Consider the following 24,919-nt stretch of genomic DNA (forward strand, 5'->3'; position numbering starts at 1 on the left):
GTGAAGGGGTTCGTCGACGAGGTCGTCATCAGCATCGCCGGCGAGGAGATCGCCCGCCATCCGCGCAGCTATGGCGAGGGCGCCTTCGTCGCCAAGGCGGGCTGCAGATCACCGCGTAAAAGGTCCCGCCCGAGCGCACCACATCGACGATATCGGTCCCGCTGAGAACTCGGCCGATAGGAAAGCTTCGCCACACGCTACCGGTCACGTCCAGCACGTGGATCGCATCGCCCGGAATATCACGCCAAACGCAATAATCCTCGTCGAGCGGCATACATGGGGTAACAGCGGGCGCTCGCAGGACGCATGATCCTCACCGTGGCGCTGCCGCCACTTTGGTGACGGAGGACATCCTGATGACGAGCTATGTCGGTTTCGACGTCTCCCTGGCGGAGACGAGCGTGCGCGTGCTGGATGCCGGTGGCAAGGTTAGGTTCGAGGGCAAGGTGAAGAGCCGGCCCGACGACCTGATCGCCTGCGTCCGCGAACACGCCGACGATGCGGAGCGGATCGGTCTGGAGACGGGGCAGACCGCGGCGCTGCTGTTCCGCGCGATGGAAGCGGCGGGATTGCCTGTCGTCTGCCTTGAGACCCGCCATGCGCATAAGGCTCTGTCCGCCCGTAACAACAAGACTGACCGGAACGACGCTCGCGGCCTCGCCGAGCTGATGCGCGTCGGCTGGTACCGCGAAGCCTGGGTTCGGGGCGCACCAGCGCACGCCATCCGTAGCCTGCTGCTCGGCCGCCGCATGCTGCTGGCGACCAGGCGCACGCTGGAGAACACGTTGCGGGGTGCGGTGAAGCGGTTCGGCCTCATTATCACCAAGACCGCCGGACGCACGTTCAAGCACCGTGCCGCAGCGGCGATGGAGCTGGACCCGGCCTATGCCGCGTTCGCGAGGCCGATCTTCGCCGTGCTTGAGACGGTGGTCGACCAAATCGCGTCGTATGATCGACAGCTTCGCGCCGCTGCGCGCGAGAACGAGACGGTCGGCCGGCTGATGACCGTGCCCGGCATCGGCCACCTGACCGCGCTGGCTTACTACTCGAACATAGAAGACCCGTCGCGGTTCAAGCGCTCCGAGGATGTCGGCGCCTACCTTGGCCTGACCCCGCGTGTGCATCAGTCGGGCGAGATGGACAGGACCGGCCGGATTACTAAGAGTGGCGACAGCATGACACGCAGCTACCTGTTCGAGGCGGCCAACGTCATTCTCACCCGCGTGACCAAGCCAACGCCGTTGCGGGCGTGGGGCCTTCGACTGGCGGAACGTACCGGACCGAAGAAGGCGCAGGTTGGTATCGCGCGGAAGCTGGCCGTCATGATGCACGCCATCTGGTCCGATGGCACCGAGTTCGAGTGGAGGGTCGCCGCCTAGCGCGCCTCAGTCCCCAAGCTCCCTGCGGGGAGGCGTCCTTGCCGGGACGCGAGCCGGCGTTGACCTCGGAGCGATCGTCGCGGCATCGACCCGCGCGGCTGTAACATTGAGGCAGCGCCAGCCAACGGACACCCATCGTGAGGCGGCCTGCCGACCTCGGAACGAACCTTGTGCCCGGCATTGACCTCGCCTTGGAGGGCCGCTGACCACGAATAGTTGCGTGTTTCGCGCCACCGCCGTCTGTGCCTGCGTGACGCTCCGCGCTACTATTCAAAGGATGGTTTCAAGAACCCATCAGCGCGTCGCTTGAGTTCGGCGGTTCTTTGAAGGTTAAATGCAATCTCGCATCTTGCACCTAATTCTGAATAACCAGTGCCTCCGGCAGCCTGATCGCTAATCATATTGCATTGAGCCTTTCGATATTGAAGCCATGCGCGTTGAGAGTCAAGCAAGCCATCTGCCATGCTGGGCTTGTTCAAACGCTCACGTCTGTTATCAACATCTTCGGCCCGCAGCTTTTTGAGTGTGATCTTCCATTGAGCAGCCATTTGGCGATCGGTCTGCTCGGCCAATTGCCCATAGCAGACTTTGGCATCTAGATTAGAAGGTGCCTTGCCACATGGCAGGGAGGCCGCAGCGAGCATCAAGACGATCATATCAGCCTACCCTTGGCGTCGAGTTTCATAGAGAAATGCTATAGCCGTTGATATCCGATTTTGCATCGTCGCCTTCTCTCTAGATCTTGGACCATCTCTGAAGGCGGTGATGCGAAAAGGCTTGCCAAGACTGCTGTTAACGAACACGATCGCTCCGACGAGCGGGTTGCAGGAACGCCACCAATGCGGTGGAGCGTGAATGGGGCGCGGCTTCCCGCCATCCAGTAGCTCGGACCCAGTCGCATAAGGTCTGTGAGGCCGGGAACCTCAACCAGTTCGCCCCCAGGTAGGGTAATTTCGCGGGCACCGCCGCTCCAGTCGCGGGCTTTGATGGCCGCAAAAACCCGGTCGCGTTCGACCTTACGAAGGTCGTCGACCATCATTGCGTCCACGACCCGCTGCGCCAAGGTCTCTCCGCTTGTGACGTCGATCACCAAGACTTGGTTCTGATGAACGACGACAACACCGAATTTACCAGCGATCGCCGCTCGCCCATCGGGATAGCCGCTAGCTCCCGAGGGCTGGTCGGGCCAATCAATCCGGCGAAGCTCGCGACCGTTGCCGTCCCAGAGTTGAACGAGCCCAGCACTGCTGACGGTAAGGACGCGGGAACCGTCCTCGTTCATGGCGTAGCCTCACACATCCTGGAGCAACATCGAGCGGGTGACGATCCGGCCAGGCCGGCGCACCAGATATTCCAGCAGCTTCAGCTCGCGCGGCAGCAGCTTCAGCTCGCGCGGCAGCAGCTCGAGTGCGCGGCCAGCGCGCGATGCGGAGCCGGCGAGCAGGTCTAGGTCGAGCGGACCGATGATCAGCCGGGTCTCGCGGGTCTCGTCGGGTCGCCGCAAGAGCGCCTCGACCCGCGCGACCAGCTCCACCAGCGCGAACGGCTTGGGCAGGTAATCGTCACCGCCGGCGCGGAGGCCGCGAACGCGGTCATCCAGGCTGCCGAGCGCGCTCAGCACCAGCGCCGGCGTGCGCCGCCCGTCGTCTCGGAGGTCGGCAATGAGGTCGAGTCCCTCGCCATCGGGGAGCTGGCGATCGACGATCAGCAGATCCGCGTTCCCTTTTCGCGCCGCGTCCAGCCCATCGGCGACTGTCGAGCGATGCGTCACCTGGTAGCCGCTTGCGGCCAATTCGAGAGTGACCTCCCTTGCGGTGCCAGCGTCGTTCTCGATGAGCAGGATGTGCGTCACGCTATTCAGTTCGGCCGCGATCAGGGCGGACGCTCACAAGAGGAAAGCACGAAAGCCTTCCTTACCCACAAACGCGACGTCCAACAGCGTCGGTCGGGCAATCTGGGCGACCTGGCCGACTTCGGACAGGTGAACGCCATCGTGAAAGCGGCCCGGCTCTCGCCACCCTCGCCACGGTTCGTCACCGACGACGCCACCCGTTCGGCGTTGAACGACCCTTTCCTCGTCGATGTGGCGCAGACGCTCTCAATCTATGGGCTTCACGCGGGCGATCTGCGACGGTCGGCTGAGGCATCCACCGCACTCGTTCAAGCCGCGGCGGCGCATATCAGGGGTGGTGCCACGGTTGGGCAGGAAGCGCTGCTCGCCGACACCGTGGTGATCGGTCATGTCTCGGGAACCGACGAAGCCGAGCAGCTCGACGATGGTGCGTCGTCCTCTGTATCGGTGGTCGTCGACCAGGCGTTGAAGGGCAAGGCCAAGGTCGGCGACACGCTCAAATTTCGGCGGACGAGCGGTAAGCTGCCCGATGGGCGGCGGCTCTCGGCAAGCGACGAGGATCCGTTGGCGAACGGTGCGCCGGTTGCCCTGCTCGCGTCGCGCTCGCGCTACGAGACGGAGCTTGCTCCTCAGGGTGGAAGCGCGCGGTGCCCCAGCTGTGTCGTCGAAGTCGTGCCCGTCTTTTTGGTGAACGGACAGTCGCTGGTTCCGACCGGCGGATATCCGACCGCCACCACCCTCGACCCCCTCACCGCTGCCACGAAGTAAGGAATAGGAAAAATGACCAGGAAATCTGCGCTGCTCGCCTGCGTGCTCGCCTTCGCCAACGCCGCACCGGCGTTTGCCGGGCCGATCCCGCAACCCTATTATTTCCCGAACGGTTCGCGGGGTGTGAAGATCAACTATGCGCTTCCGGCCGCCTGCGACGCCAACACCAAGGCCGCGGTCGACACGATCAACGCCGCGGGGCGCTCGTTCCAGCTCACCGGAACGACGCAGAACTACACGTCGACTTACTACTCGGCGACCGAGGACCCGGAATTCATCAACATCCAGGACGGCTCCAGCATGTCGGCGATCATGCGGACCATTATTTACGGCTATTCCGGTCCAGCGCCTGCGCAGGCGATCGATGCGACCGTGTACGTGAACACCGACCGCATCTACTACGACACGGGCGACACGGCGCAATCGACCGATTTAATCTGCGGTTCGTCGATTACGTCGAGCAATATCGGCCAGCATATCGACTGGCAGTCCGCGATGACGCATGAGATGGGTCACGTGAAAGGGATGGACCACCGCACCGATGGTTCGACAGGGCCATGCTTGATGACGACCTATCTCAACCCTGGGCAGATCAAGCGAAGCCTATGCTCTGACGAGCGGGCGCTGCTGGTCGGGTTCTATGGCTAATCGAGGCAAGGCCTCGATCGGGGCGGGATGGCTTTTGGCCTGCATCGCCTTGGCAGAGTGCGACCGCGGCTCCGATAAGGAGCCGCGGTCCACCGAGCTTTCCGGCCCGGTCGGAACCGAGCATTCGGTCCACCCCCGCAATGTAGCCGGCGACCGCCTGCTGATTGCTGGCTGCTGCACGTTCGACGTGCAGGATGCTCAGGTGACCAAGCTCGAAGGAGATGTGGACGGCCGCATGGTCGAGGGGAACGGTTATCGGGTGGAGATTTCGTTCGGGAACGGCCTGGCCCGCCGGTCTCTCTCCACAACTGCGCCCTCGACCCTCAACATCGATGACGTAACTCTCCGGAAGTTCAGGCCAGCAAGTGCCGGACAGAAAGAGCCCGATCTCCTCTACGCCGCTATCGTCCCCCTCAATGCAGAGGCGCAACGCCGTCGCGTCCGGAGCCCCGGCCTTGAAGTCAGGGCTTGGTGCGCCACGCCTGCGGGCTGCCAGGCCGCAACTCGGTTAGTCGAGGGGATCAGATTCTGACCATTCCCGTCAGTGGCGCCAAGCGTGAGCGCGGCGCACTGATTGCGAGCAGCCGCAGAAGATGGCGAGCACATTATCAGGAAACGTGAGCAGTCGCGCGTGCTCAGTGTCAGCTAATCCGAGCAGAAAGGTGATCTGTTTGCGAGCAGGAGCCCATCCGATTGCGAGCGGCTACAGATATTGACCAACCTTCGGGTCAAGCGATGCCCAGGCGACGTCCGGCTCTGCGTGCCGTTCGCCCCTGGCGGACGCCTCAGCCGTGTGCTGAGCGCTGGTCACGTCGTGTTGATCCTGAACCGAGGTTCGCTCACAAGATGCCAGAACCAGTATCGCTGCCGCGACCAGAAGCCGTTCGAAGGGGATCATATTGTTACCTGTTCTGTCTACCGATCCTGACATTCAGCCTCTAGCAGGCCGACGATCGCATCGAAAGTTGTCGGCCACGTTTGGTGTCGACGTGGATGGCTGATCGTCGCCAACTGCGCCGCGGATTATGGATGGCGATTTCCGCCATCTGCATTCTCGCGCTTTATGGCCCGGCTTGCGGGCAGGAGCCGAGCGGCAATCAAACGGTGCCGCTCGATTTTGCTGCCGCTTCTGCGCGGTTCGATGGTCGGTCCTCGGCTCTGAGCGGTGCCGGTCATTCAACGCGGGCAGCGCGCGAGACGGAGGCGGCCGTTCGGGCCCTGCACCGCCCGATCGTTACCGCGTCGGCACAGCTCCTAGAATATCAGAAAACCCTGTCGCTCGACCTCACCGGCCCGAAACAGGACGCGCTCGGTGACACGCAACAATACCTTTCCGACCTCCCCTCGACGCTGCCGCCTGGCTTTCAGGACATCGCCGCTGCGATCACCGGCAGGTTGTCGCGAGCCTTGCCGCAACTGTTCTCGGCCATCCCCGACAGTCTCTCCTATCGCTACCGGGACACGGCCGTACACCCGACCGTGCAGGCGGTTCTGCCGATCTACACGGGAGGTGCGATCCCCGCGGTGCAGCGCGCCGCGTCGGCAGGCGTGTCGCTCGCCGAAGCGAGGTCGGATCAGATCCGTGATGCAGCGCACATCAACCTCATCCGGGTGTATTTCGGCCAATTGGCGGCGCGTGCCCTGGAAGCGTCAGCGCGCCAGTCCCGTGACGCGCTTGCAAGCCTTTATAGCGACGCGCGCAAGTTCGAGGCCGAGGGTGTGATCGCGCATGCGCGGACGCTTGAAGCCCAGGTTGCGCGAGACACGGCGGAGCGCGCGCTCGACCGCGCGGTATTGGCACATCAGACCGCACGCGAGGAACTGGCTGACACACTCGATGTTGACGCGGTGCAGCCCACCACCCCTCTGTTAGTGCGCTCCTAACCGCTGGCGCCTGTCTCGGCCTTTCTCGGCCATGAAGATCGCCTTCCCTCGTCGCGCGAGGCCGATGCGGCCGGCGAAGTGGCCGCATCGGGTGTCGACCTCGCGCGGGCGCGATACAGGCCGCAGGTCTTCGCCTTCGGAGAGTACAACCTCAACCGCAGCGACGCGCTGCCCACTGAACCTGATTGGGTGGTCGGGATTGGAGCACGCATCACGCTGCTGTCCAACGTCGATCGTGGGCACACGCTGGCGGCGGCACGTGCCAATCAGGCGGCAGCGACAGATGCCGCCCGGGAGGCGCGCAAGACGGCAACGAACGTCACGCGTCGCGCCTGGGACCTGGCGGAAAGCGCACGACGCTCGTTCCTGCTGCTCGACAGCTCGATAGCAGCGGCTAGCGAGAACCTGCGGGTGCAGCGGGCAGCGTTCGCGGAAGGTGAAGCTACCATGACGGTGGTGCTCGGTGCAGAGGCAGCGCTTTCGACCGCCCGCACCCAGCGGATCGCAGCCGCGTATGAATATGATCTCGCGCTCGCCGGTCTGCTTGCCTCGGCAGGCGAGCTCGACCGCTTCTCCGACTATCTGAGGCAAGCTGATATCCACGTCATGCCGGAGCAATCCCGATGAGCGAGCCGGCTGTGCAACCGGAACATTCGCGCCGGCGTAAGCGCATCCTTCTGTACATGGGCCTGGCGCTCGTCTCCGTGCTTCTGGCGGTCGGCTTATGGCTCGCGGCGCAACCCGCGGCCCCGCCACTTCAGGGCGAGGTCGATGCGGCTTCGGTCAATGTTGCGACCAAGGCGCTCGCACGGCTGGAAACGGTTCGCGTCCGCGAAGGCGACCGGGTCCGCGCCGGCGCGGTGCTCGCAACGCTGTCCAGCCCTGAAATCGCGAATGGACAACAGCAGGCGCAGGCGGCGCTGGACAGCGCGCGGGCGGCGCAGACGCTTGCCGATGATGGCGTCCGACCCGAGGATCTGACCTCCCTCAAGGCAACGTGGCAGGCAGCCCAGGCAGCAGCCGATCTCGCCGCCAAGACCAGCATGCGCGCGGACCATCTCTACGCCGAGGGCGTCATCGCCGCCCAGCGGCGCGATGAGGCGCATGCCGCGCGTCAAAGCAGCGCGAAAACGGCCGAGGCGGCGAAAGCACAATATTTGAAGGCCGCGGCCGGTGTTAGTCCGGCGGCCCGGGAAGTCGCGGCCGCGCAGGTCCGCATCGCGGCTGCCGGCGCGGCAACGGCCAACGCACTCGGGCAGGAAACCCGGCTCGTCTCGCCGATCGCTGGCGAGGTCGCGCGCCGTCTTGTCGAGCCGGGCGAGCTGGTCAGTCCGGTACTGCCAGCCTTTCAGGTCATCGATGTCGATCACCCGTATGTCACGATCAACCTCCCGGAAAGCCAGTACAATGGCATAACGGTCGGACGACGGTTGACGGGCCGCGTTCCCGCGCTCGACCGCTCGGTTGCCTTCCGTGTCCAGCACATCGCCCCGCAAGGAGAGTTCGCGACGTTCAGGGCCGATCGCCAGTCGCGCGGCTATGACGTGCGCGCATTCGAGGTGAAGCTCGAACCCGTGCAGCCGGTGCCAGCCTTACGGCCGGGGATGAGCGTCCTGTTCGACTGGCCGCAATGAGTCTGTCCGCCGGCTTGCGCGTCGAGATCGGCCGACTGGCGCGCTCCCGCCTCGATCTGGCGCTGCTCACGCTGCTCCCGGCGGTTCTGCTCGTGTCGATGGCAGCGATGATCTTTCCAGGTTCGCTTCATGGTCTCAAGGTCGTCGTCGTGGACCGCGATGGTGGCGCGCTCGCGCGCGCGATCGTGCGCACGATCGAAGCCTCCCCAAGGCTCAAGCTGACCGGGGTGACGCCACAGATCGGCGTCGCCCTTTCGGCGATTCGCCGCGAGGACGCGCAAGCGGTCCTGGTGATCCCGTCGCGCGTCGGCGCGGCTGGCGACACACAACAGCCGATCGAGATCCTCTACCAAGCCCAGTTCCTTGCTGCGGGCTCGCTTGCCTCGACCGACCTGGAACTGGCGACGGCCGCGGCGCTCGGCATGAATGCCACAAGCGCAACGCATCTTGCCGGGCTCGACCAGGTGCCGCGTCTGGCGCCTGGTATCCACGTGCGCCTGCTCGGCAACCCGACGCTCAGTCTGGAATGGTATCTGGGACTGCTGCTCGGCCCCGGCGTGCTTCACCTGCTGATCGCCGTCACCGCAATCGGCTCGGCCGGCCTCTTGTTGGACAGCAAGTCGTTCGAGACCTTCGCAGGCAGGACGGCCGCGCCGGCTATGTGGATCACTGGCCGTATGATCCCGCACGTCGCCGCAGGCACTTTGTGGGGAACTGCCTGGTTCCTCTGGCTGACCCTCGCACGTGGGTATCGGCTCGAGGGTAGCTTGTGGGTGGTCCTCTTAGGCCTGTTCCTGCTGTTCGTGGCGACGATTGCCATCGGCCTGTTCCTGTTGGCCGTTACGCGGGAGACAGCGACGGCGCTTTCGGGTGCGGTCATCATCGCCGGATCGGCGCTGGCCTATTCGGGCGCATCACTTCCGATTAACGGCGCGCCCTGGGTCGCGCAGGCCTGGAATGCGGTTCTGCCGCTTACCCACTATCTGCGCCTGCAGATGGACGAAGCGATGGGAGCGGCGCTCCGCCCCGCGGTCGTAGAGGCGGGATGGCTGTTGGTTTATCCGCTTGGCCCAGGCCTGCTCGCCCTGTTCCTGATGACACGTCAGCGGCGCCGATGACGACCCGTCTGCTCCGCGCTTTCGAAGCCACATGGTTCGAGGTCCTGCAAGCGCGCGAGCTCGTGTCGCTGGCGGTCATCTCGGTGCTATTCTACGCCTTCTACTACCCTGCACCCTATTCGCAGCAGCAGGCGCTGGCCCTGCCGATGGTCGTCGTCGACCGCGATCGAACACCGCTCTCCCGAGCCGTGATCCGGCATCTGGGGGAGACGCCCGCCGTTCGGATCGTCGCGCTGGTGCCCGACATGATGGCGGCGCGTGAAGAAGTGCGCCAACGACGTGCTGACGGCATTCTCTACCTGTCGAAAGGTCTCGGCGGAGCGGCACTGAAGGGGCGGCCCGGGGCGGGGGCGGCCTTGATCGTCAACGGGGCATACTTCGTGCGTGCCGAAGGGATCGCCCGCGCGCTGGGTGACGTCGTGAGGGAGCAGGCGCTTGAAGTGACTGGGGCCCTCACCGCTCGTCACAGTGGGTCCGGCGCGACAATCGTCATGCAGCCGCTGTTCAACACCACCGGCGGTTATCGCGACTACGTGTTCCCGGCGATCGCCAACATCATACTTCAGCAAACGCTGCTTTTCGCGTCGGCGCGGTTGATCGCTGAACGACGTCGGCGTGATGATTGGCAGCGCGACCGGGCAACCGCACTCGGCACCTGGATCGCGATGACGCTGATCGGCATCTTTGCCGGTCTGTTCGTGTTCGGGTTCGCGTTCTGGGTGCAGGACGTGCCACGCACCGGCAATGTGCCCGGCCTGCTGCTCGCCCTTCCTGTGTTCGCGGCCACGGTAGCCGCTCTCGGACTGGTCGCAGGAAGCCTGTTCCGCAGCGGCGACGACGCGTTGAAGCTCCTGATGCCGACCTCGGTGCCGCTCGTCTTCCTGGCCGGGTTCGCATGGCCGCTCGATGAGATGCCGGGCTGGCTGGCGACGATCGCTTGGTTCTCACCGGCCACGGCCGCCATGCACCTGTTCATACGCTTCAACCAGATGGGTGCTTCGATCGCTGAAGCCGCCACCCCGCTGTTGGTTCTGATCGGGTTGATGATCGGATACGGGGCGATCTGGTGCTTCGGTCGAGCGCATGCCGGACGCGAGGATCCGACCAGCGATGCGGCGGGCTGATCGGTTGCATGTTGTTACACAGCCGATGAGTTCGGATACCGCCCCGCCACGAAACACAGGTGACGGAGCGGTACCAATTGCCGAAATACGCCGGCATCCCCTTTTCGCAGACGGACCTTGGCAGCGTGCAAGTGCCTCAAGCGCGTCCTACCACCACCTTCGAGAGAGTAGGTGTTGATCGGGTGAGGTGTAAGCGGGCAAACGCCAAAAGCCAAGCTTCAGGCCCTTCGCGCCGCCCCTCACGACAGCTTCAACATGCAAATCAGCATCAGGCTGATTCCGCCCAAGCAGAAGAGCGACATCACCACCGCCAGCGTGACCCGTCCGCCAGCGTTGGCGACGGTGCGGATATCGACCCCGAGCGCCGCCATGGACACCACGGTCAGCAACGTCGCGGTATGTCCGATCGGTGCGACCGCGATGGTGGGCACCGGCCCGATCGATCGTTCGTTCGCGATCTGGCCGATGACGAGCGTGGACGGGCGCTTGTCCAGTCGATGATCACGTTGTCGCACGATCTCGGCTACCGGGTCGTTGCCGAGGGCGTCGAGACCGCCGCAGCCGCGGCGATCCTGGCCGAGTTGGAATGTGAGGAGGCGCAGGGTTACTATTTTGCCCGTCCGATGGAGGAAGAAGCGCTGCGGCTATGGCTCGTTGCCTCTCCGCAAGAAACATCCGTTGCAGCCTGACTGACACCTAGATCTGCCGACATACTTGGCGCAAGCTGATCGACACCGCCGCTGAACATAATGCACAGCGGCGGTGGCGATCGGCGTCGATAAGCGTCCTGTTCCCGGTTGTTCCGCTAATCAGCCGTGCGGCCGCATGACAACCTTGATTACACCTTCCTGCTTGTCACGGAACTTGGCGTACATCTCGGGCGCGTCCTCAAGACTGGCCGGATGCGTAATCACGAAGCTGGGATCGATCTCGCCCGCGACGATCTTATCCAGTAGCGGCTTGGTGTAACGTTGCACGTGGGTCTGCCCAAGCTTGATCGTCAGCCCCTTGTTCATCGCTGCACCGATCGGAAGCTTGTCACCCATCCCGACGTAGACGCCGGGCACGGACACCGTGCCGCCCTTGCGGCAGCTCATGATCGCCTGCCGCAGGACGTGGACGCGATCAGTGGCGAGCATCATGCTTGCCTTCACCTTGTCCATGACCGCGTCCGCCGCCCCGTGCGCGGCCGCCTCGCAGCCGACAGCATCGATGCAGCTGTCGGGGCCCCGGCCCTTGGTTCGCGCCTGCAGCTCGTCATAGACATCGGTTTCGGCGAAGTTAATCGTCTCAGCGCCACCGGCCTCCGCCATGGCGAGTCGCTCGGGCACCTCGTCGATCGCGATCACGCGGCCGGCGCCCATCATCAGCGCGGAGCGGATGGCGAACTGGCCGACCGGACCGCAGCCCCAGATCGCGACGGTGTCGCCATGCTCGATTTGCGCATTCTCGGCGGCCATGTAGCCGGTCGGGAAGATATCCGATAGGAAGAGGGCCTGCTCATCGGTAACGTTGTCGGGAATCTTGATCGGACCGACATCCGCCATCGGCACGCGAAGATACTCCGCCTGGCCGCCGCAGTAGCCGCCCAGCATGTGGCTGAAGCCGAACAGCCCGGCGGGCGAATGGCCCATCGCCTTGGCGGCCATCTCGGCGTTCGGATTGGTTTGATCACAGGCCGCAAACAGACCCTTTTTGCAGAACCAGCAATCGCCGCAGCTGATCGTGAACGGCACCACCACCCGGTCCCCGATCTTGAGGTTGGTGACCTCGGACCCGAGCGCCACGACCTCGCCCATGTTCTCGTGGCCGAGGATGTCGCCGGCCTCCATGGTGGGCTGGTAGCCATCCAGCAGGTGAAGGTCCGACCCGCAGATCGCGCAGGCGGTTACTTTGATGATCGCATCGCGCGGGTGCTTGATCTCGGGATCCGCAACGGTGTCGACGCGGACATCGCCTTTACCGTGCCAGCATAGTGCGCGCATGTCGTTTCCTCATCTGAGTGGATGTCCCTGTCGTCAGGGCCATGTCTATGACGCTCAACGCCTTGAGCCGCGGCATGGGTCCCTGTCCATTTGATTCGTTTACATCAACGAGCGGCCGTAAAACGGCCGTACGGCCAGCGGGTTGAACGCAGACGGCATGCCCGGCTTGAAAGCCAGCAAGATAATGAAGTGGGTCGCCCAGGCCGTGCAGCCGGCCGACACGATGGTGACAGGTTCTCACAGGCTGCGCGTCTTCCGCCCTGAGCGTACGGCATGGTCGGCCAGGGCAAAGGACGCATAGATACCGCAGAGGCAAACCAGGCCCGCGAGCAGCACCAACTACGGATCGTGGTCGTGCCGGACGCAGTCGAAAACCTGTACGACCTGGGAGTACATCATGCTCGGCTAACGGCAAGGCATTACGACATCCTCAACCGGTTCATATCGGCTTTCCCTGGCTGTGATCCAAGACCAAGGAAGCCGCAGTCGGGTTCTGCGCAGCCATGAGCACTTACGTTGCCGAGCCCGCGCCTGTCGTCCGAACCGGCAACCATGCTCGACTGACAGAACTTGATTTTCGCTCCTCCGGGTCGGTTCCCAGTCGCTACAAAGATTTATGCCTCGCACCGCCGTGGCGCTGGTGGCATTAAGGGCGTGATCGGAGGATTACGTCCATGGCACGCAAGAGCATCAAAAGCGACGCGGTGAAACTCAAGGGCGAGACGGCCAAGAAGGCACCGCCGCTGCCGGCGGGTGCCGACCAGCCGACGAACTATGCCGAGCAGCAGGGCCATGGCGGCGAAACCCGCCAGACGACCTCGGACGCGGCACTTACCATGACCACGCAGCAGGGCATCCCGATCGCGGATGCCCAGAACAGTCTCAAGGCGGGTCTGCGGGGCCCCACGCTGCTCGAAGACTTCATCCTCCGCGAAAAGATCTTCCATTTCGATCACGAGCGCATCCCGGAGCGCGTCGTCCACGCACGCGGCTATGGCGCGCACGGCGTGTTCGAACTGACCGACAGTCTGGCCGACTACACCCGCGCCGACGTGCTGAGCACGGTCGGGCAGCAGACGGAGGTGTTCGTCCGCTTCTCAACGGTAGCGGGCAACAAGGGCTCGCGCGATCTGGCGCGCGACGTGCGCGGCTTCGCCGTCAAGATGTACACGAAGCAGGGCAACTGGGACATCGTCGGCAACAACATCCCGGTGTTCTTCATCCAGGATGCCATCAAGTTCCCCGATCTGGTCCATGCGGCCAAGCAGGAGCCCGACCGGGCGTTCCCCCAGGCGCAAACCGCACACGACAATTTCTGGGATTTCGCCAGCCTCACCCCGGAAGCCTGGCACATGATCATGTGGATCATGTCCGATCGCACGATCCCCCGCTCCTTCCGGACGATGGAGGGCTTCGGCGTCCATAGCTTCCGCCTGGTGAACGCGGAAGGCAGGTCGACCTTCGTCAAGTTCCACTGGAAGCCGCGCCAGGGGCTCCAGTCGGTGCTGTGGAATGAGGCGGTCAAGATCAGCGGCGCCGATCCCGACTATCATCGCCGCGATCTTTGGGAGGCGATCGAGTGCGGTGACTTCCCGCAATGGGATCTCGGCGTCCAGCTGTTCGATCAGGAAACCGCCGACAAGCTTCCCTTCGACCATCTCGACTCGACCAAGCTGATCCCCGAGGAGGACGTGCCGGTCCGCATCGTCGGTACGCTCACGCTCAATCGCAACGTCGACAACTTCTTCGCCGAAACCGAGCAGGTCGCTTATTGCACGCAGAACATCGTGCCGGGCATCGACTTCAGTGACGACCCGCTGCTGCACGGCCGCAACTTCTCCTATCTCGATACCCAGCTGAAGCGGCTCGGCAGCCCGAACTTCACCCACCTGCCGATCAATGCCCCGCGCTGTCCGGTGATGAACTTCCAGCAGGACGGCCACATGGCGATGCGCAATCCGAAGGGGCGCGTGAACTATGAGCCGAACAGCTGGGGCGCGGAAGGCGGTCCGCGCGAGAACCCGGAGATCGGCTTCACCAGCTTCCCCGCTGAGGTTCAGGGGACCAAGCAGCGGATTCGGTCCGAAACCTTTGCCGATCATTACAGCCAGGCGCGGCAGTTCTATCTCAGCCAGCAGCCGATCGAGCAGAAGCACATCGGCGACGCGCTGGTGTTCGAGCTGTCGAAGGTAGATCGTGTCGACATCCGGGCCCGGGCGGTCAGCCACCTGCGCAACATCGACGAGGATCTCGCCGCTACCGTTGCGAACGGGCTCGGCCTCGACCTGCCGGACGCCGCCAAGGCGGCCAAGCCGACGCTAGACCTGCCGACATCGTCGGCGCTCTCGATCGTCGCCAACGGCCCGGCGAATTTCGCCGGGCGAAAGATGGGCCTGCTGCTGACCGATGGGTCGAGCGCCGAGCTGTTCAATGCGCTGACCAAGGCGCTGGAAGCCGAAGGCGCGGTCTGGGAGGTGGTCGCGCCGAAGATCGGCGGGGTCACGCTCGACGACGGCACCAAGGTCGCGGCCAAGCAGAAGATCGACGGCGGACCTTCGGTCCTGTTCGATGCCGTCGCGGTGCTCCCGTCCGAGGAGGGGGCTGCGATGCTCGCCAAGGATGCGGCCTCCAAGGACTTCGTGGCGGACGCGTTCGGCCACTGCAAGTTCATCGGCTACACCGATGCAGCCGCCACGTTGTTCGACGCTTCTCGGGTGCCGGAGCTTGACGATGGCTTCGTAGCCCTAAGCAAGAGCAAGGACGTCAAGGCGTTCGTCACGACCTGTCGTGACCTCAGGTTCTGGGCTCGGGAAATGAAGGTCGATCTCGACGCGGCGGCCTGACGACCCTGGCGGGAGCGGCAGGTGGACGTCCTGCCGCTCCACTTAACGGCAAGCCTCATATCGCACGGACGTGGGACGCGCTGCCTCGCTCGCGTTCAACGGGATCGGGTCATACCATCGGCGCGGGCCGCGGTAACGACCCAGCGGCCGGTGCGGCGCGCGGTGCGAACCGTCCAACAACGCCCGGTCTCTGCGAGGAACCGGGCGTGGATCCCTGCCGCATGCTGGACGAAATCGTAGAAATCGATCCTGTGGTGCGCGAGCACGATGATGCCGCCTGGGCGCAGGCGAGCGGCCATCTCACGCGCAAACCGGGCCATCTCTCGCGCTGAGAGGTAATACAGGATCTCGGCGATCACGATCACGTCATAGACGAGACGTGGCGGACGACCGGGGAGCACGAGCAGCGATGCGCACGCACGAGGCCAGGCCGCGACGGCGCGTGCCGTCAGGTCGACCCCCTCCCTCGTGCCCTCGGTCGCATCGAGGCGCAACGCCATCCTCGCGATCGCGGCACTGTTGGATCCGTTGCCGCTGGCCAGCTCCAGCACCCGTCCGACCGGTCGGTGACCTATTGCGTGCAGGATCGCGGCACGCTTCACCGCCTCGTCACGGGCGGTGAAGGTGCGCCAGGGATCGTCGTCGCCGGCGAACTTGGCGGCGAACCCGGCAAGATCGATCGGGCTCGTCACTTCGAACCCGGCCGGTAGCGCTCGACCGGACGAGCAAAGGCCGCAAGCTCGTGTCTCGCGATCGTGAAGCCTGCTGGGTCATCGGAAACGGCGCCGAGCTGCGTCCGGTAGACGCGGATCAGGGACCGCTTAACCGGAACTCCTCCAGGCACAGCGATGCGCCATGCCGGTCCGGACCTGTCCGGGCGAGGCGGCCACACGCGGTAGGTCAGCCGACCGGCGCCACCCGGGCATCCGGCTACGGCCGCGGCTACGGCGCGGTGATCGGGATGGTCGTCATCGCAGGCCGGTCCGACGATGAGATCGAGATCCCGGCATCGTGCGACCTGGCGGCGCAGCGCGCGATAACAGCGCCCCGGGATCGAGGGCAACTGGCCATCGGGCAAATTGAGGAACGAGACGTCGCCAGCAACGATGCCGAGACGACGTAGCGCATGAAGGCTCTCACGCTGGCGAGCCGCGACCAGTCGCGTCCTCGGCCATTTTCGGCTGCCCCGGTGAGATGCGGCACCATCGGTCACGACCGCAACCCGGACCCGAGCTCCATGGCGGCGAAGCCGCGCAATGAGGCCTGCCGCGCCGATGACCTCGTCATCCGGGTGCGGGGCGATCACCAGCGCGACACGCACGTTTCGCAGCGCGATCCTCACAGGATGGGGTCGAGGATGTGCTCGGCGACAGCCTGGCCGACGCGAAGGCGATGCGCGTCAGGCGCCGGCTGGCGCAGGTACACCATGAGATCGGCGATCTTTGCCGCCAGCGGATGCGACAGGAACAACCCCTGCAGCCCGACCGCCTCCTGCGCGATCGTCAGGGCGCGCTCGGCAAAACCGGCGATCGATAGCCGCGCAGCGGACACCCGGGCGAGGCGTTCCGCATCCGTCCCGCTGAACCAGGCGCCCGCCGTGTCGCGGATGCTCGCCGCTGCACCCTGGGCAAGCAGGAACAGGTCGGCGAGCCGTGATGCCTGGAACGGATCGGAAGCGCGCTCGTGGGTGGTCAGGTGGTCACGCACTGCATCGAGCAGACCCGCGATACCGCCGGCATGAACCGCGGCGAGGCGCAGCGCGCCTCCGCTGAAGAACGGCTCCCGCGCGTAGCTGCCGGGCTCGCCGATCGGGTCATCTTCACCGATCGCGGCGCGGGACCAGCGTACCAGATGTGTCTCCGACCGCTGCATGCCGATCGTCTGCCACCACTCCCGATCGATGGCAGGCGGATCGGCATCCAGGTCGAGCAGGAGCAGCTGCGGCCCGCGATCGCTATCCGCGGTCACCAGCGCGTGAGTCAGTATCCCCGCCCCCGATGCATAGCCCTTGCCGCCGGTCAGCCGTCCGCCGGTAAGCACCAGCGGCTCACCCGGCAGGCCCGCATTCCACACACCCAACGTCGCTCCCGCAGCGATCCGCGCCCGCAACGCAGCGACCTGGGACGACGTGCCGTATCGAAATACGATCTGCACCGCATCGACATGCCCCTCCAGCAGGCGACCGACGGGGAGATCCCGGCGTCCCGCGGCGTAAAGAGGGCGGAGCAGTTCCAGATATGCCTCGGGAGTCGCCGGATCGCCGACGGGGTCGGTCGCCCACCCCGCCGCGACGATCGCATGGCGCAGAGCCTCGACCGTCGTCATGCCGCCTGCTCGCAAAGCTGGTTCTCGAGCGTTGCCAGGGCATGCTCGGCCTCAGCGAGGGTGACATCGGGTATATCGGGCAGTGCCGGCACGACACGCATCGCGAACGCCTCGGCATTGGGACAGTCGCGCGCGACACCGATCACATGGTCACCGGTCAATCCGATACGGTCGCCGAAGCGGGCTGCGACAAAGAAATCGGGGAGCCCAGCCCAGATGCGGCGCGCCTCCGCCTGCTGCCGGTATTGCCATGCCGCCCCTCGCGGATGCGGCATCGAGGGTGCCCCATGATGGTCGATGGCGCTGAGCGCAGCGGCCATGCCTCCCGGTGCCCGGCCGAGCCGCCGTGAGGAGGTCGCAACCACCATGCCGGGATCGCGGCGCACGCGAAAGCCGGCGCGCCCGGCATCGTCGAGCAGGGCGGCGTCCTCGCCGCATGGCACCGGCTGGAAGCCGCCCAGCGCCTGATAGGCTCCGGGTCGGAAGGCCATGTTGGCGCCTCCTGAGCAGTGGGAGCCGGTCGGACTGTCCCACGGAACGGGGTCGACCGATCGTCGGTAGGCGTGAAGCCGATCGAGGTAGCGCTCGACCCTCCCCTGCACCGGATCCCGCTCCGCTGCGATCCGGACGATTCGCCCGGCGACAAGGTCGGCCGAGGCCAGGCCCTGCAGTGCCGCCCTGACCCAATCGGCACGGGGCTGGCTGTCGGCGTCGGTCGTCAGGAGAATACCGTGGGGCGTGCTCGTCGCATGATGCAGGCCGAGGGCGATGGCGGCCCGGCGTGCACGACCGGCATTGGCATCAGGGGACGGGTCTCCCTGAGCCACCGTGAAAGGAAGGGCCATGCGACCAGCATGCTCGCGTATCACCTGCTCGCTCGCATCCGAGCAATTATCGAGGAGGAAGAACACGGCAGCCTCGACGTCGCCCAGGTCCAGTCGCCCGATCGCCTCCAGCAACTTCGGTAACGCAGTCTCCTCGTTGCGGACCGGAACACAGATCGCAGCTGACACAGGTCGCAACGGCACCCCCACCATCGGTTTCGCAGGACCGGCGACCCTGCCTTGCAGGACTGTAGGTGATAAACGCCGGTTTCGATAGCTGCTCGCGGTGATGCAAGATGCCAGATCGTCATGCAGGACTCCGGTTTGCCGGGTCTCGACCGAGAGATCGGCGTCGGGTTAGGTAGCCGTCGCGGTTCGCGCCGGACACCTACAAGCTGCAGTTCGACATGGCGGGCTACCCGGACGCGAAGGCGGCGCCATTCTTCCCCGAGATCGATCCCGTGTTCGGCGTCACCAACCCTGCCGCGCACTACCATGTGCCGGTCGTGGTCAGCCCCTTCGGCTACTCCACCTACAGGGGCAATTGATCACCGATCACGCCTCGATCCCTGCCTGGTGCATCGGCTTATAGAGCTCGTGCTTAAGCGACCGCAGGTAGCGGTCGAGGCGCTCTACCAGTGTTGCGACGTCCGCAGCATAGGCTGGAACGTTCGAAGCTATCGCGTTGCTGCTCCAACGCCGTATGTGGTCGGAGTAGCGCAGTCGAAGCTCGCGATCCTCTTCCATGATCCGCTCGTAAGTCGGCATCTGATCGGCGAAATAGCCTCGAGCCTCCTTGTTCCAGCCCTGCTGTGTAGGCAGATGCTCCCGTACCGTATTGGCCAGGTTCATTCGTAGCCGGCCGAGGTCGGTAAGCGGAGGTCCAGCCCTGACGCAGTCACGAAGTGCGTAGGCAGCGGCGCGGATCGCCTCGTGGGAGCGCCTGCTATCACCGGGCCTCATCATCTCGTTCTACTCGCCATCATCTTACTAGCCGTCATTGCTGGCGCGCCGCGCGCCGATCATGGCCGTCGCACGCTCCGTCGCCACGCGCGTGTCGTTGGCCAGCTTCTTGACCTCCGACGCCACCACCGTGAAGCCCCGGACTGCCTCGCCCGCCCGCGCCGCCTCGATGGATGCGTTGAGCGCGAGCAGGTTGGTCTGGGCGGCGATGCCGCCAATCGCGGTCACGATCGTGTCCAGCTCGGCCACCGTGTCCTGCAGCGCCTGTCGGCGCAGGTCGAGCGATCGCTGCATCGCCTCGCTCTCAGCAAGGCGGTGCTCGGCTTCCCGCTCCAGCAGCACCTGGCGCGTGATGTCGGTGGCGATCTTAACGACCTTTCTCGGTCGGCCGTCGGCATCGAGGATCGGGTTGTAGGAGGCCTGGATCCAAATCTCGCGGCCGTCATGCCCGATCCGACGATATCGCCCCGCATCGAACTCACCCCGCGACAGACGTTCCCAAAGCCTCGTGTAAACGGCCGAGCGCGCCTCGGCAGCGTCGCACAACATGCGGTGGTGCTGGCCCACGAGCGCCTCGCTGTCGTAGCCCAGCATGGTCTGCGCGTTCCGGTTGGCGGACAGGATCAGCCCGTTCAGATCGAACTCGATCACGGCCTGGCTGCGATCGACGGCCGCATCGCGGCCGGCGAACTCCGCATCGCGCTCACGCGCCTCGGTAATGTCGGTCGCGAACTTGACGATCTTCAGCGGCCGTCCGTCCGGATCGAGGATCGGATTGTAGGTCGCCTGCAGCCACACGTCGCGGCCGTCCTTGCCGATCCGGCGGTATAGACCTGCGTCGAAGGCACCGCCGGCAAGCTTGCGCCAGAACGCGGCATAGTCTGGCGAGCGCGCATAGTCAGGGTCGCATAGGAGGCGATGGTGACGGCCGATGACCTCGGCCCGGCTATAGCCCAGCGCGTCGAGGAAGTTCTGGTTGGCCTCCAGAATCGTTCCGTCCAGCCCAAGCTCGACGACGGCCTGACTGCGGTCCATCGCCTTTGAGCGCGCCTCGAACTCGGCGCTGCGCAGTTTCGCATCCGTTACGTCGGTGGCGAAGCCGACGATCTTCACGACCCGGCCGTCCGCATCGAGAACCGGGTTGTAGGTTGCCTGGAACCACAGGTCGCGGCCCTCACGGTCGCGCCGCTTGAAGACGCCCGTCATGTGCTCGCCGCGGCCAAGCGTCTCCCAGGCTGCTGCATAAGCGGCACTCGAGGCGAGGTCGGGCGGACACAGAATCCGGTGATGCTCGCCCGCGACATCCTCCGGTGCATAGCCGAGTGCCTTGAGATAGCCGTTACTGGTCGCGAGGATGATGCCATCAGGGGCAAGCTCGATCGTCAGGGCCGAGCGCCGCATCGCCAGCGTGAGCGCTTCGAACTCGGCGTTGCGCTGCCGGCTCTCCGTCATGTCGGACGCGAACTTCACGATCCTCACCGGGCAACCATCCGGGTCGAGCACCGGATTGTAGGTGGCGCGAAACCACAGCTCGCGGCCATCCTTGCCGACGCGGCGGTAGGTCCCGACATCGAACTCGCCCCGGCCGAGCTTCGCCCAGAAGGCAGCATAGTGGGCTGTGCCGGCGTAAGCGGGGTCGCAGAAGATCCGGTGATGCCGCCCGACCACCTCGTCGCGCGCATAGCCCGTCAGGCGCAGGAAGACGTCGTTGGCCTCAAGGACAGTGCCGTCGGTTGCGAACTCGATCACTGCCTGGCTGCGATCGAGCGCCGCGAGCCTCGCCGCTGAATCGGCAGCCGCCAGCTTGCTCACCGTCACGTCGGTTGCGACCTCCAGAACCCGGATCGGTCGCCCCTTCTCATCGAGCACCGGGGTGTAGGTCGATTGCAGCCAGACGACACGGCCGTCCTTCGCGGCGCGCCGGTACTCACCGGTCTGGTGCTCGCCGGCAGCGAGCTTTGCCCAGAACGCCGGATCGCTCGATCCTGGTGCCCTGACACCCATGTCGTGCGTGCGATCGGGGAGCCCTGCAATTTCGTCCAGCCGGTAGCCCAGCGTATCGAGGAAGCTTTCGTTCGCCCAGCGGACGGTGCCGTCGAGGTCGAACTCGGCAACGAGGCTGGAGCGGACCAGCGCCGCCCAACCCGCATCCGTTGTCCCGCGCGCGCGCAAGGCGAGCACGGCGCGCGCCTTGGCGGCGCCGACCGTCACGACCAGGACGGCCAGCGCCGCAACAGCGATGAGCGGAGCCATCAGGTCGGGCGACAGCACGATCCCGCCCGTGCCAGCTGCGGATCCAGGGATCACGGCGCTGATCGCGGCCATGCCGGTGAAGTGCAGCAACAGGATCGCCAGCGTCAGCAGAGCGGCAGCGGCAGTTCCCGTCCCCATGCCGCGGCGAGCAATGGAGAGGTACAGCGCCGGGGCGACCGGCAGCACTGCGAGGACGACCGAGGCGACGATCAGGACGGACGAGAAGCGGAAGGTGCCCGGAAACAGGACGGCGCTCATGCCCAGATAGTGCATGGCCGAGATACCCGAGCCGACCATCGCCGCGCCAACGACATAGCCGATGCGGTCCTGCCTGAGGACGCACGTCCGCAACCCGGCCCAGGTCACAACGATGGCGATGGCCAGAGACGCCAGGGTGCGTCCCGGCAGGTAGCCGACCACAATGCCTGGATCGTAGCCGAGCATCGCGATGAAGTGGGTCGCCCAGATCCCCGTGCCCGACGCAAAGGCCGCGCCGAGCAGCCAGCGGGACCGCTCGCGCGCCGGCGCGGCGCCGAGATGGCGCAGCAGGAATACGACGCTGCCGGTCGCCGCGATGCAGACCAGGGCCGCGAGCGCGACCAGCCACTTGTTATGCTGATGGGTCAGACAGAAGAAGACGTCGAACATCTGTTGCGCCCTTTCACGCCGCGAGAACTTGATAGGGTGCAGCACCGCAAGTTCGCCGCCTAACATCAACCCCCTGACGAGGTCCGCACTCCGCTAATATACGCCGCGAGTTGTGCCGAATGTTCTGACGACGGACAATGCTGACGGGAAGTCTGACTTCAGTGCAATGCGGCCTGCTGGACTCGCTGCTGCTGCAGCACAATGCAGGCCGCATCAGCATTCTTGCCTGGATCCGCCAACCACCCGGTAGACCGGGACGACGTGCCTTCGCGGAAATTCTCGAGCGATTGTCCACATTGCGGGCAGTCGGCTTGGAGCCTGAAGTTGTAGCCCCAGTCCATCCAGAACGACTGCGGCGCCTTAATCAGGAGGGCGTGCGGCTCACTGAGCAACATCTATCCGTCCTGAACCCGATCCGTCGCCGGGCCATTCTGGCTGCCACCGTTGCCGAAATGCAGATCGCCCTGACTGACGATGCCGTGATGATGTTCGAACGTTTGATCGCACAGATGTTCCGGCGTGCCGAGCCCCGGGAAGAGGCTGCGCTGAAGCGCGACAAACGCACCATCAATGGCAAAATTCGTCTGCTGGCCCGTCTCGGAACTGCGATCATTGATGCAAGGGACAGCGGTGCAGATCCTCTCAGCGCCATTGAAGAGGTTATCGGATGGGACGATCTCGGTTCCGAGATCGAGGAAGCCAAGCGACTTGTCCGTCCCGATCCGCTCGATCCCGTCGAACTCGCGCGATCGAACCTGCCGATCCTGCGACAGATCGGTCCGGCCTTCGTCGCAAGCTTCACCTTCGGTGCGGTGCCTGCCTGTGTGGGTCTTGCTCGAGCCATCGCGACAATGCGCGATCTCGGAAGTGGCCGCCTGCGCAAGCTACCAGCAGATGCCGCGCTTGGTTTCGTCCGACCGGCATGGCGGCGACGGATTGGCCGAGCCGGTCTTGATCGCCGTATTTTCGAGTTCTGTGTCCTCGCCGAGTTGCGGGACCGCTTGCGAGCGGGTGACGTGTGGGTCGAAGGCAGCCGGCGATACAGAGCCGTGGAGCAGCAACTTATCTCCACCCCGGTGTTCACTGCTATGAGGGCCGCTGGTCCATTGCCTGTCCCGGTCGCCGATACGGCCGCAGTCTGGCTCGAGGAGCGCAAGGCGCTCCTTTCCCGAAGGCTGGCCGAGGTGGACGCAAAGGTGGAAGCGGACGCGCTCGAAGATGTGCACTTTTCAGGCGGCAAGCTGCGGATATCGCCACTTCGAGCCATCACACCGGAGGAAGCCGAAAGGGCACTCTCTCCCTTGTATGGCCATTTGCCGGCCATCCGCATTACTGACCTGCTGGCGGAGGTTGATCGTTGGACCGGCTTCTCGAAATGCTTTACCCATCTCACCACGGGCCGCGTACATGATGATCCCCGCACTGTCCTGACAGCGGTTCTTGCCGACGCCACCAATCTCGGCCACGCCCGCATGGCAGAGGCCTGCGATTTGGTGAGCCAGCGCCAACTCGGTTGGCTTGCGGCATGGCATTTACGCGAAGACAGCTACGGCGCCGCCTTGGCGATGTTGGCCGATGCTCAGCATCGCATGACGCTGTCAAATGTGTTCGGCGATGAAAATGTGTCGAGTTCCGATGGCCAGAACTTTCCACTTGATCGCCGCGCGCAGGCGACCGGTTCTGTCAATCCCCACAAGGGCAGTGAACCTTCGGTATCCTTCTATACTCACGTCTCGGATCGCTATGCGCCGTTTCATGCCAAGGTTATTTCCGCCGGTGCGAGCGAGGCAGCCCACGTCCTTGACGGCCTGCTGCATCATGGTGCCGAACTTGCGATTGAACGCCACCATACCGATGGCGGCGGCATTTCCGACCATGTTTTCGCGCTCTGCCATTTGCTGGGGTTCCAGTTCGCACCGCGAATTCCCAATATCGCCGCCCGGCGCCTCCACTTGTTCCGCGATGCGCGGCCAGGGCCGACCATAGCCCCGATGGCCGCGCAAGCCATTGATGAACAGCTCATCGCTAGCCACTGGGAAGACATCGTCCGCCTCGCAACATCTATCCGGACCGGAGTCACGAGTGCCTCCGCCATGCTCGAGCGCCTTGGTTCATATCCGCGCGCCAACGGCCTGGCGCTGGCGCTACGCGAGATAGGCCGGGTTGAACGGACGCTTTTCACCCTAGACTGGATCGAAAAGCCGGAAGAACGGCGCCGTGCTACGCGCGAACTGAACAAGGGCGAGGCGCAGAACGCCCTCAAGCGCGCGATCTTCTTTCACCGCACCGGCCGGATACGCGACCATGAGCTACAGGCTCAAGGACACCGAGCGTCCGCGCTCAATCTGGTGGCTGGAGCCATTGTCCTCTGGAACACGACCTACCTCGAGGCGGTGCTTCGCCATATGGAGCAGCAAGGAAAGGAAATCCCGGCCGAATTTCTCCAACATCTGTCACCGCTGGGCTGGCAACACATCAATCTGACCGGCGATTACCTTTGGACGGATCATGACTTAACGACCGGCACGCTACGGCCGCTGCGCCAAAAGATCGGCGCTACCGTGCCCCAAAAGGCTTAGACCCCATGACTGCCGGAGCCTTGGAGGCTCGAATCTGAGATGCTGATGATGGATTTGTTAGCAGCGGAGACGAGTCATGACGGAGGCAGTGA

Annotated in this window: 22 protein-coding genes and 2 pseudogenes; 13 read left to right on the plus strand and 11 right to left on the minus strand. The window is 64.7% G+C overall.

Going from position 1 to position 24,919, the window contains the following annotated elements; all coding sequences use genetic code 11:
* The first annotated feature begins 356 nt into the window (after positions 1-356).
* The gene (locus GGR47_RS18130; RefSeq protein ID WP_147037251.1) at positions 357-1,379 is read left to right on the plus strand and encodes an IS110 family RNA-guided transposase; all 1,023 of its coding nucleotides are present in this window, start codon (positions 357-359) and stop codon (positions 1,377-1,379) included.
* 266 nt (positions 1,380-1,645) lie between these two features.
* On the opposite strand, the gene GGR47_RS18135 is transcribed toward GGR47_RS18130, so the two are convergent.
* The 3 genes from GGR47_RS18135 to GGR47_RS18145 are packed head-to-tail and all read right to left on the minus strand — an operon-like array spanning position 1,646 to position 3,231.
* Complete coding sequence (locus tag GGR47_RS18135; RefSeq protein WP_147037252.1) at positions 1,646-2,035, minus strand: lysozyme inhibitor LprI family protein; 390 nt, start codon at positions 2,033-2,035, stop codon at positions 1,646-1,648.
* Between the two features lie 38 nt (positions 2,036-2,073).
* Positions 2,074-2,661, minus strand: coding sequence for a hypothetical protein (locus tag GGR47_RS18140; RefSeq protein WP_147037253.1), 588 nt, complete (start codon positions 2,659-2,661; stop codon positions 2,074-2,076).
* A 9-nt stretch (positions 2,662-2,670) separates the two neighbouring features.
* Positions 2,671-3,231, minus strand: a complete 561-nt coding sequence (locus GGR47_RS18145) for a response regulator transcription factor (RefSeq protein ID WP_147037254.1) — start codon at positions 3,229-3,231, stop codon at positions 2,671-2,673.
* On the opposite strand from GGR47_RS18145, the gene GGR47_RS18150 reads away from it, so the two are divergent.
* The 8 genes from GGR47_RS18150 to GGR47_RS18180 all read left to right on the plus strand — a co-directional run bounded on the left by GGR47_RS18150 (position 3,223) and on the right by GGR47_RS18180 (position 10,407).
* Positions 3,223-3,999: a hypothetical protein gene (locus GGR47_RS18150; RefSeq protein ID WP_147037255.1), complete on the plus strand. Its 777-nt coding sequence runs from the start codon at positions 3,223-3,225 to the stop codon at positions 3,997-3,999. The genes GGR47_RS18145 and GGR47_RS18150 overlap by 9 nt on opposite strands.
* A gap of 12 nt (positions 4,000-4,011) precedes the next feature.
* The gene (locus tag GGR47_RS18155; RefSeq protein ID WP_147037256.1) at positions 4,012-4,647 is read left to right on the plus strand and encodes a zinc metalloprotease; all 636 of its coding nucleotides are present in this window, start codon (positions 4,012-4,014) and stop codon (positions 4,645-4,647) included.
* A 202-nt stretch (positions 4,648-4,849) separates the two neighbouring features.
* Positions 4,850-5,179 carry a hypothetical protein gene (locus GGR47_RS18160; RefSeq protein ID WP_147037257.1) on the plus strand — a complete coding sequence of 110 codons (330 nt, stop codon included), beginning with the start codon at positions 4,850-4,852 and terminating at the stop codon, positions 5,177-5,179.
* 497 nt (positions 5,180-5,676) lie between these two features.
* Complete coding sequence (locus tag GGR47_RS19200) at positions 5,677-6,531, plus strand: TolC family protein (protein WP_244305279.1); 855 nt, start codon at positions 5,677-5,679, stop codon at positions 6,529-6,531.
* Between the two features lie 3 nt (positions 6,532-6,534).
* Positions 6,535-7,158, plus strand: coding sequence for a TolC family protein (locus GGR47_RS19205; RefSeq protein WP_246343144.1), 624 nt, complete (start codon positions 6,535-6,537; stop codon positions 7,156-7,158).
* Positions 7,155-8,165, plus strand: coding sequence for an HlyD family secretion protein (locus tag GGR47_RS18170; RefSeq protein ID WP_183949606.1), 1,011 nt, complete (start codon positions 7,155-7,157; stop codon positions 8,163-8,165). The genes GGR47_RS19205 and GGR47_RS18170 overlap by 4 nt, the downstream gene beginning before the upstream one ends.
* Positions 8,162-9,283 carry an ABC transporter permease gene (locus GGR47_RS18175; RefSeq protein WP_147036807.1) on the plus strand — a complete coding sequence of 374 codons (1,122 nt, stop codon included), beginning with the start codon at positions 8,162-8,164 and terminating at the stop codon, positions 9,281-9,283. The genes GGR47_RS18170 and GGR47_RS18175 overlap by 4 nt, the downstream gene beginning before the upstream one ends.
* A complete protein-coding gene (locus tag GGR47_RS18180; protein WP_147036808.1) occupies positions 9,280-10,407 on the plus strand; it encodes an ABC transporter permease in 1,128 nt (375 codons plus the stop codon). Before GGR47_RS18175 ends, GGR47_RS18180 begins: the two co-directional genes overlap by 4 nt.
* A gap of 239 nt (positions 10,408-10,646) precedes the next feature.
* Here GGR47_RS18180 and GGR47_RS18185 read toward each other — a convergent pair whose 3' ends face one another.
* Positions 10,647-10,838, minus strand: a complete 192-nt coding sequence (locus GGR47_RS18185; RefSeq protein ID WP_147036809.1) for a hypothetical protein — start codon at positions 10,836-10,838, stop codon at positions 10,647-10,649.
* Between GGR47_RS18185 and GGR47_RS18190 the strand changes: the two genes are divergently transcribed.
* On the plus strand, positions 10,806-11,096 hold the full coding sequence (locus GGR47_RS18190; RefSeq protein WP_147036810.1) for an EAL domain-containing protein: 291 nt from the start codon (positions 10,806-10,808) through the stop codon (positions 11,094-11,096). The two genes, GGR47_RS18185 and GGR47_RS18190, sit on opposite strands and share 33 nt — an antisense overlap.
* 120 nt (positions 11,097-11,216) lie before the next feature.
* Here GGR47_RS18190 and GGR47_RS18195 read toward each other — a convergent pair whose 3' ends face one another.
* Positions 11,217-12,392, minus strand: a complete 1,176-nt coding sequence (locus GGR47_RS18195) for a zinc-dependent alcohol dehydrogenase (protein WP_147036811.1) — start codon at positions 12,390-12,392, stop codon at positions 11,217-11,219.
* A gap of 674 nt (positions 12,393-13,066) precedes the next feature.
* Here GGR47_RS18195 and GGR47_RS18200 point away from each other — a divergent pair.
* The gene (locus tag GGR47_RS18200) at positions 13,067-15,235 is read left to right on the plus strand and encodes a catalase (protein WP_147036812.1); all 2,169 of its coding nucleotides are present in this window, start codon (positions 13,067-13,069) and stop codon (positions 15,233-15,235) included.
* Positions 15,236-15,330: 95 nt separating this feature from the next.
* Here the strand turns inward: GGR47_RS18200 and GGR47_RS18205 are convergent, their stop codons facing one another.
* Genes GGR47_RS18205 through GGR47_RS18220 form a run of 4 tightly spaced genes read right to left on the minus strand, consistent with a single transcriptional unit; the run spans position 15,331 to position 18,519 of the window.
* Entirely contained in the window at positions 15,331-15,927 is a 597-nt protein-coding gene (locus tag GGR47_RS18205; protein WP_147036813.1) for a class I SAM-dependent methyltransferase, read from the minus strand.
* Complete coding sequence (locus GGR47_RS18210) at positions 15,924-16,577, minus strand: PIG-L deacetylase family protein (protein ID WP_076711214.1); 654 nt, start codon at positions 16,575-16,577, stop codon at positions 15,924-15,926. The genes GGR47_RS18205 and GGR47_RS18210 overlap by 4 nt, the downstream gene beginning before the upstream one ends.
* Entirely contained in the window at positions 16,574-17,560 is a 987-nt protein-coding gene (locus GGR47_RS18215; protein ID WP_147036814.1) for an acyl-CoA dehydrogenase family protein, read from the minus strand. The genes GGR47_RS18210 and GGR47_RS18215 overlap by 4 nt, the downstream gene beginning before the upstream one ends.
* Positions 17,557-18,519, minus strand: coding sequence for a glycosyltransferase family 2 protein (locus GGR47_RS18220; protein ID WP_244305179.1), 963 nt, complete (start codon positions 18,517-18,519; stop codon positions 17,557-17,559). Before GGR47_RS18220 ends, GGR47_RS18215 begins: the two co-directional genes overlap by 4 nt.
* Positions 18,520-18,770: 251 nt before the next feature.
* Here GGR47_RS18220 and GGR47_RS18225 point away from each other — a divergent pair.
* Positions 18,771-18,932: pseudogene (locus GGR47_RS18225) on the plus strand (hydroxyisourate hydrolase); the annotation flags it as partial.
* A gap of 7 nt (positions 18,933-18,939) precedes the next feature.
* Here the strand turns inward: GGR47_RS18225 and GGR47_RS18230 are convergent.
* Together GGR47_RS18230 and GGR47_RS19215 are read right to left on the minus strand one after the other, a co-directional pair.
* A complete protein-coding gene (locus GGR47_RS18230; RefSeq protein ID WP_147036816.1) occupies positions 18,940-19,236 on the minus strand; it encodes a hypothetical protein in 297 nt (98 codons plus the stop codon).
* A gap of 138 nt (positions 19,237-19,374) precedes the next feature.
* Positions 19,375-22,248: a PAS domain S-box protein gene (locus tag GGR47_RS19215; protein WP_307724551.1), complete on the minus strand. Its 2,874-nt coding sequence runs from the start codon at positions 22,246-22,248 to the stop codon at positions 19,375-19,377.
* A 140-nt stretch (positions 22,249-22,388) separates the two neighbouring features.
* On the opposite strand from GGR47_RS19215, the pseudogene GGR47_RS18265 reads away from it, so the two are divergent.
* Positions 22,389-24,827 (plus strand): annotated as a pseudogene (locus GGR47_RS18265) (Tn3 family transposase); the annotation flags it as partial.
* Between the last annotated feature and the right edge of the window lie 92 nt (positions 24,828-24,919).

Origin of the sequence: Sphingomonas aquatilis (assembly GCF_014196115.1) — a bacterium.
GTDB lineage: Bacteria > Pseudomonadota > Alphaproteobacteria > Sphingomonadales > Sphingomonadaceae > Sphingomonas > Sphingomonas aquatilis.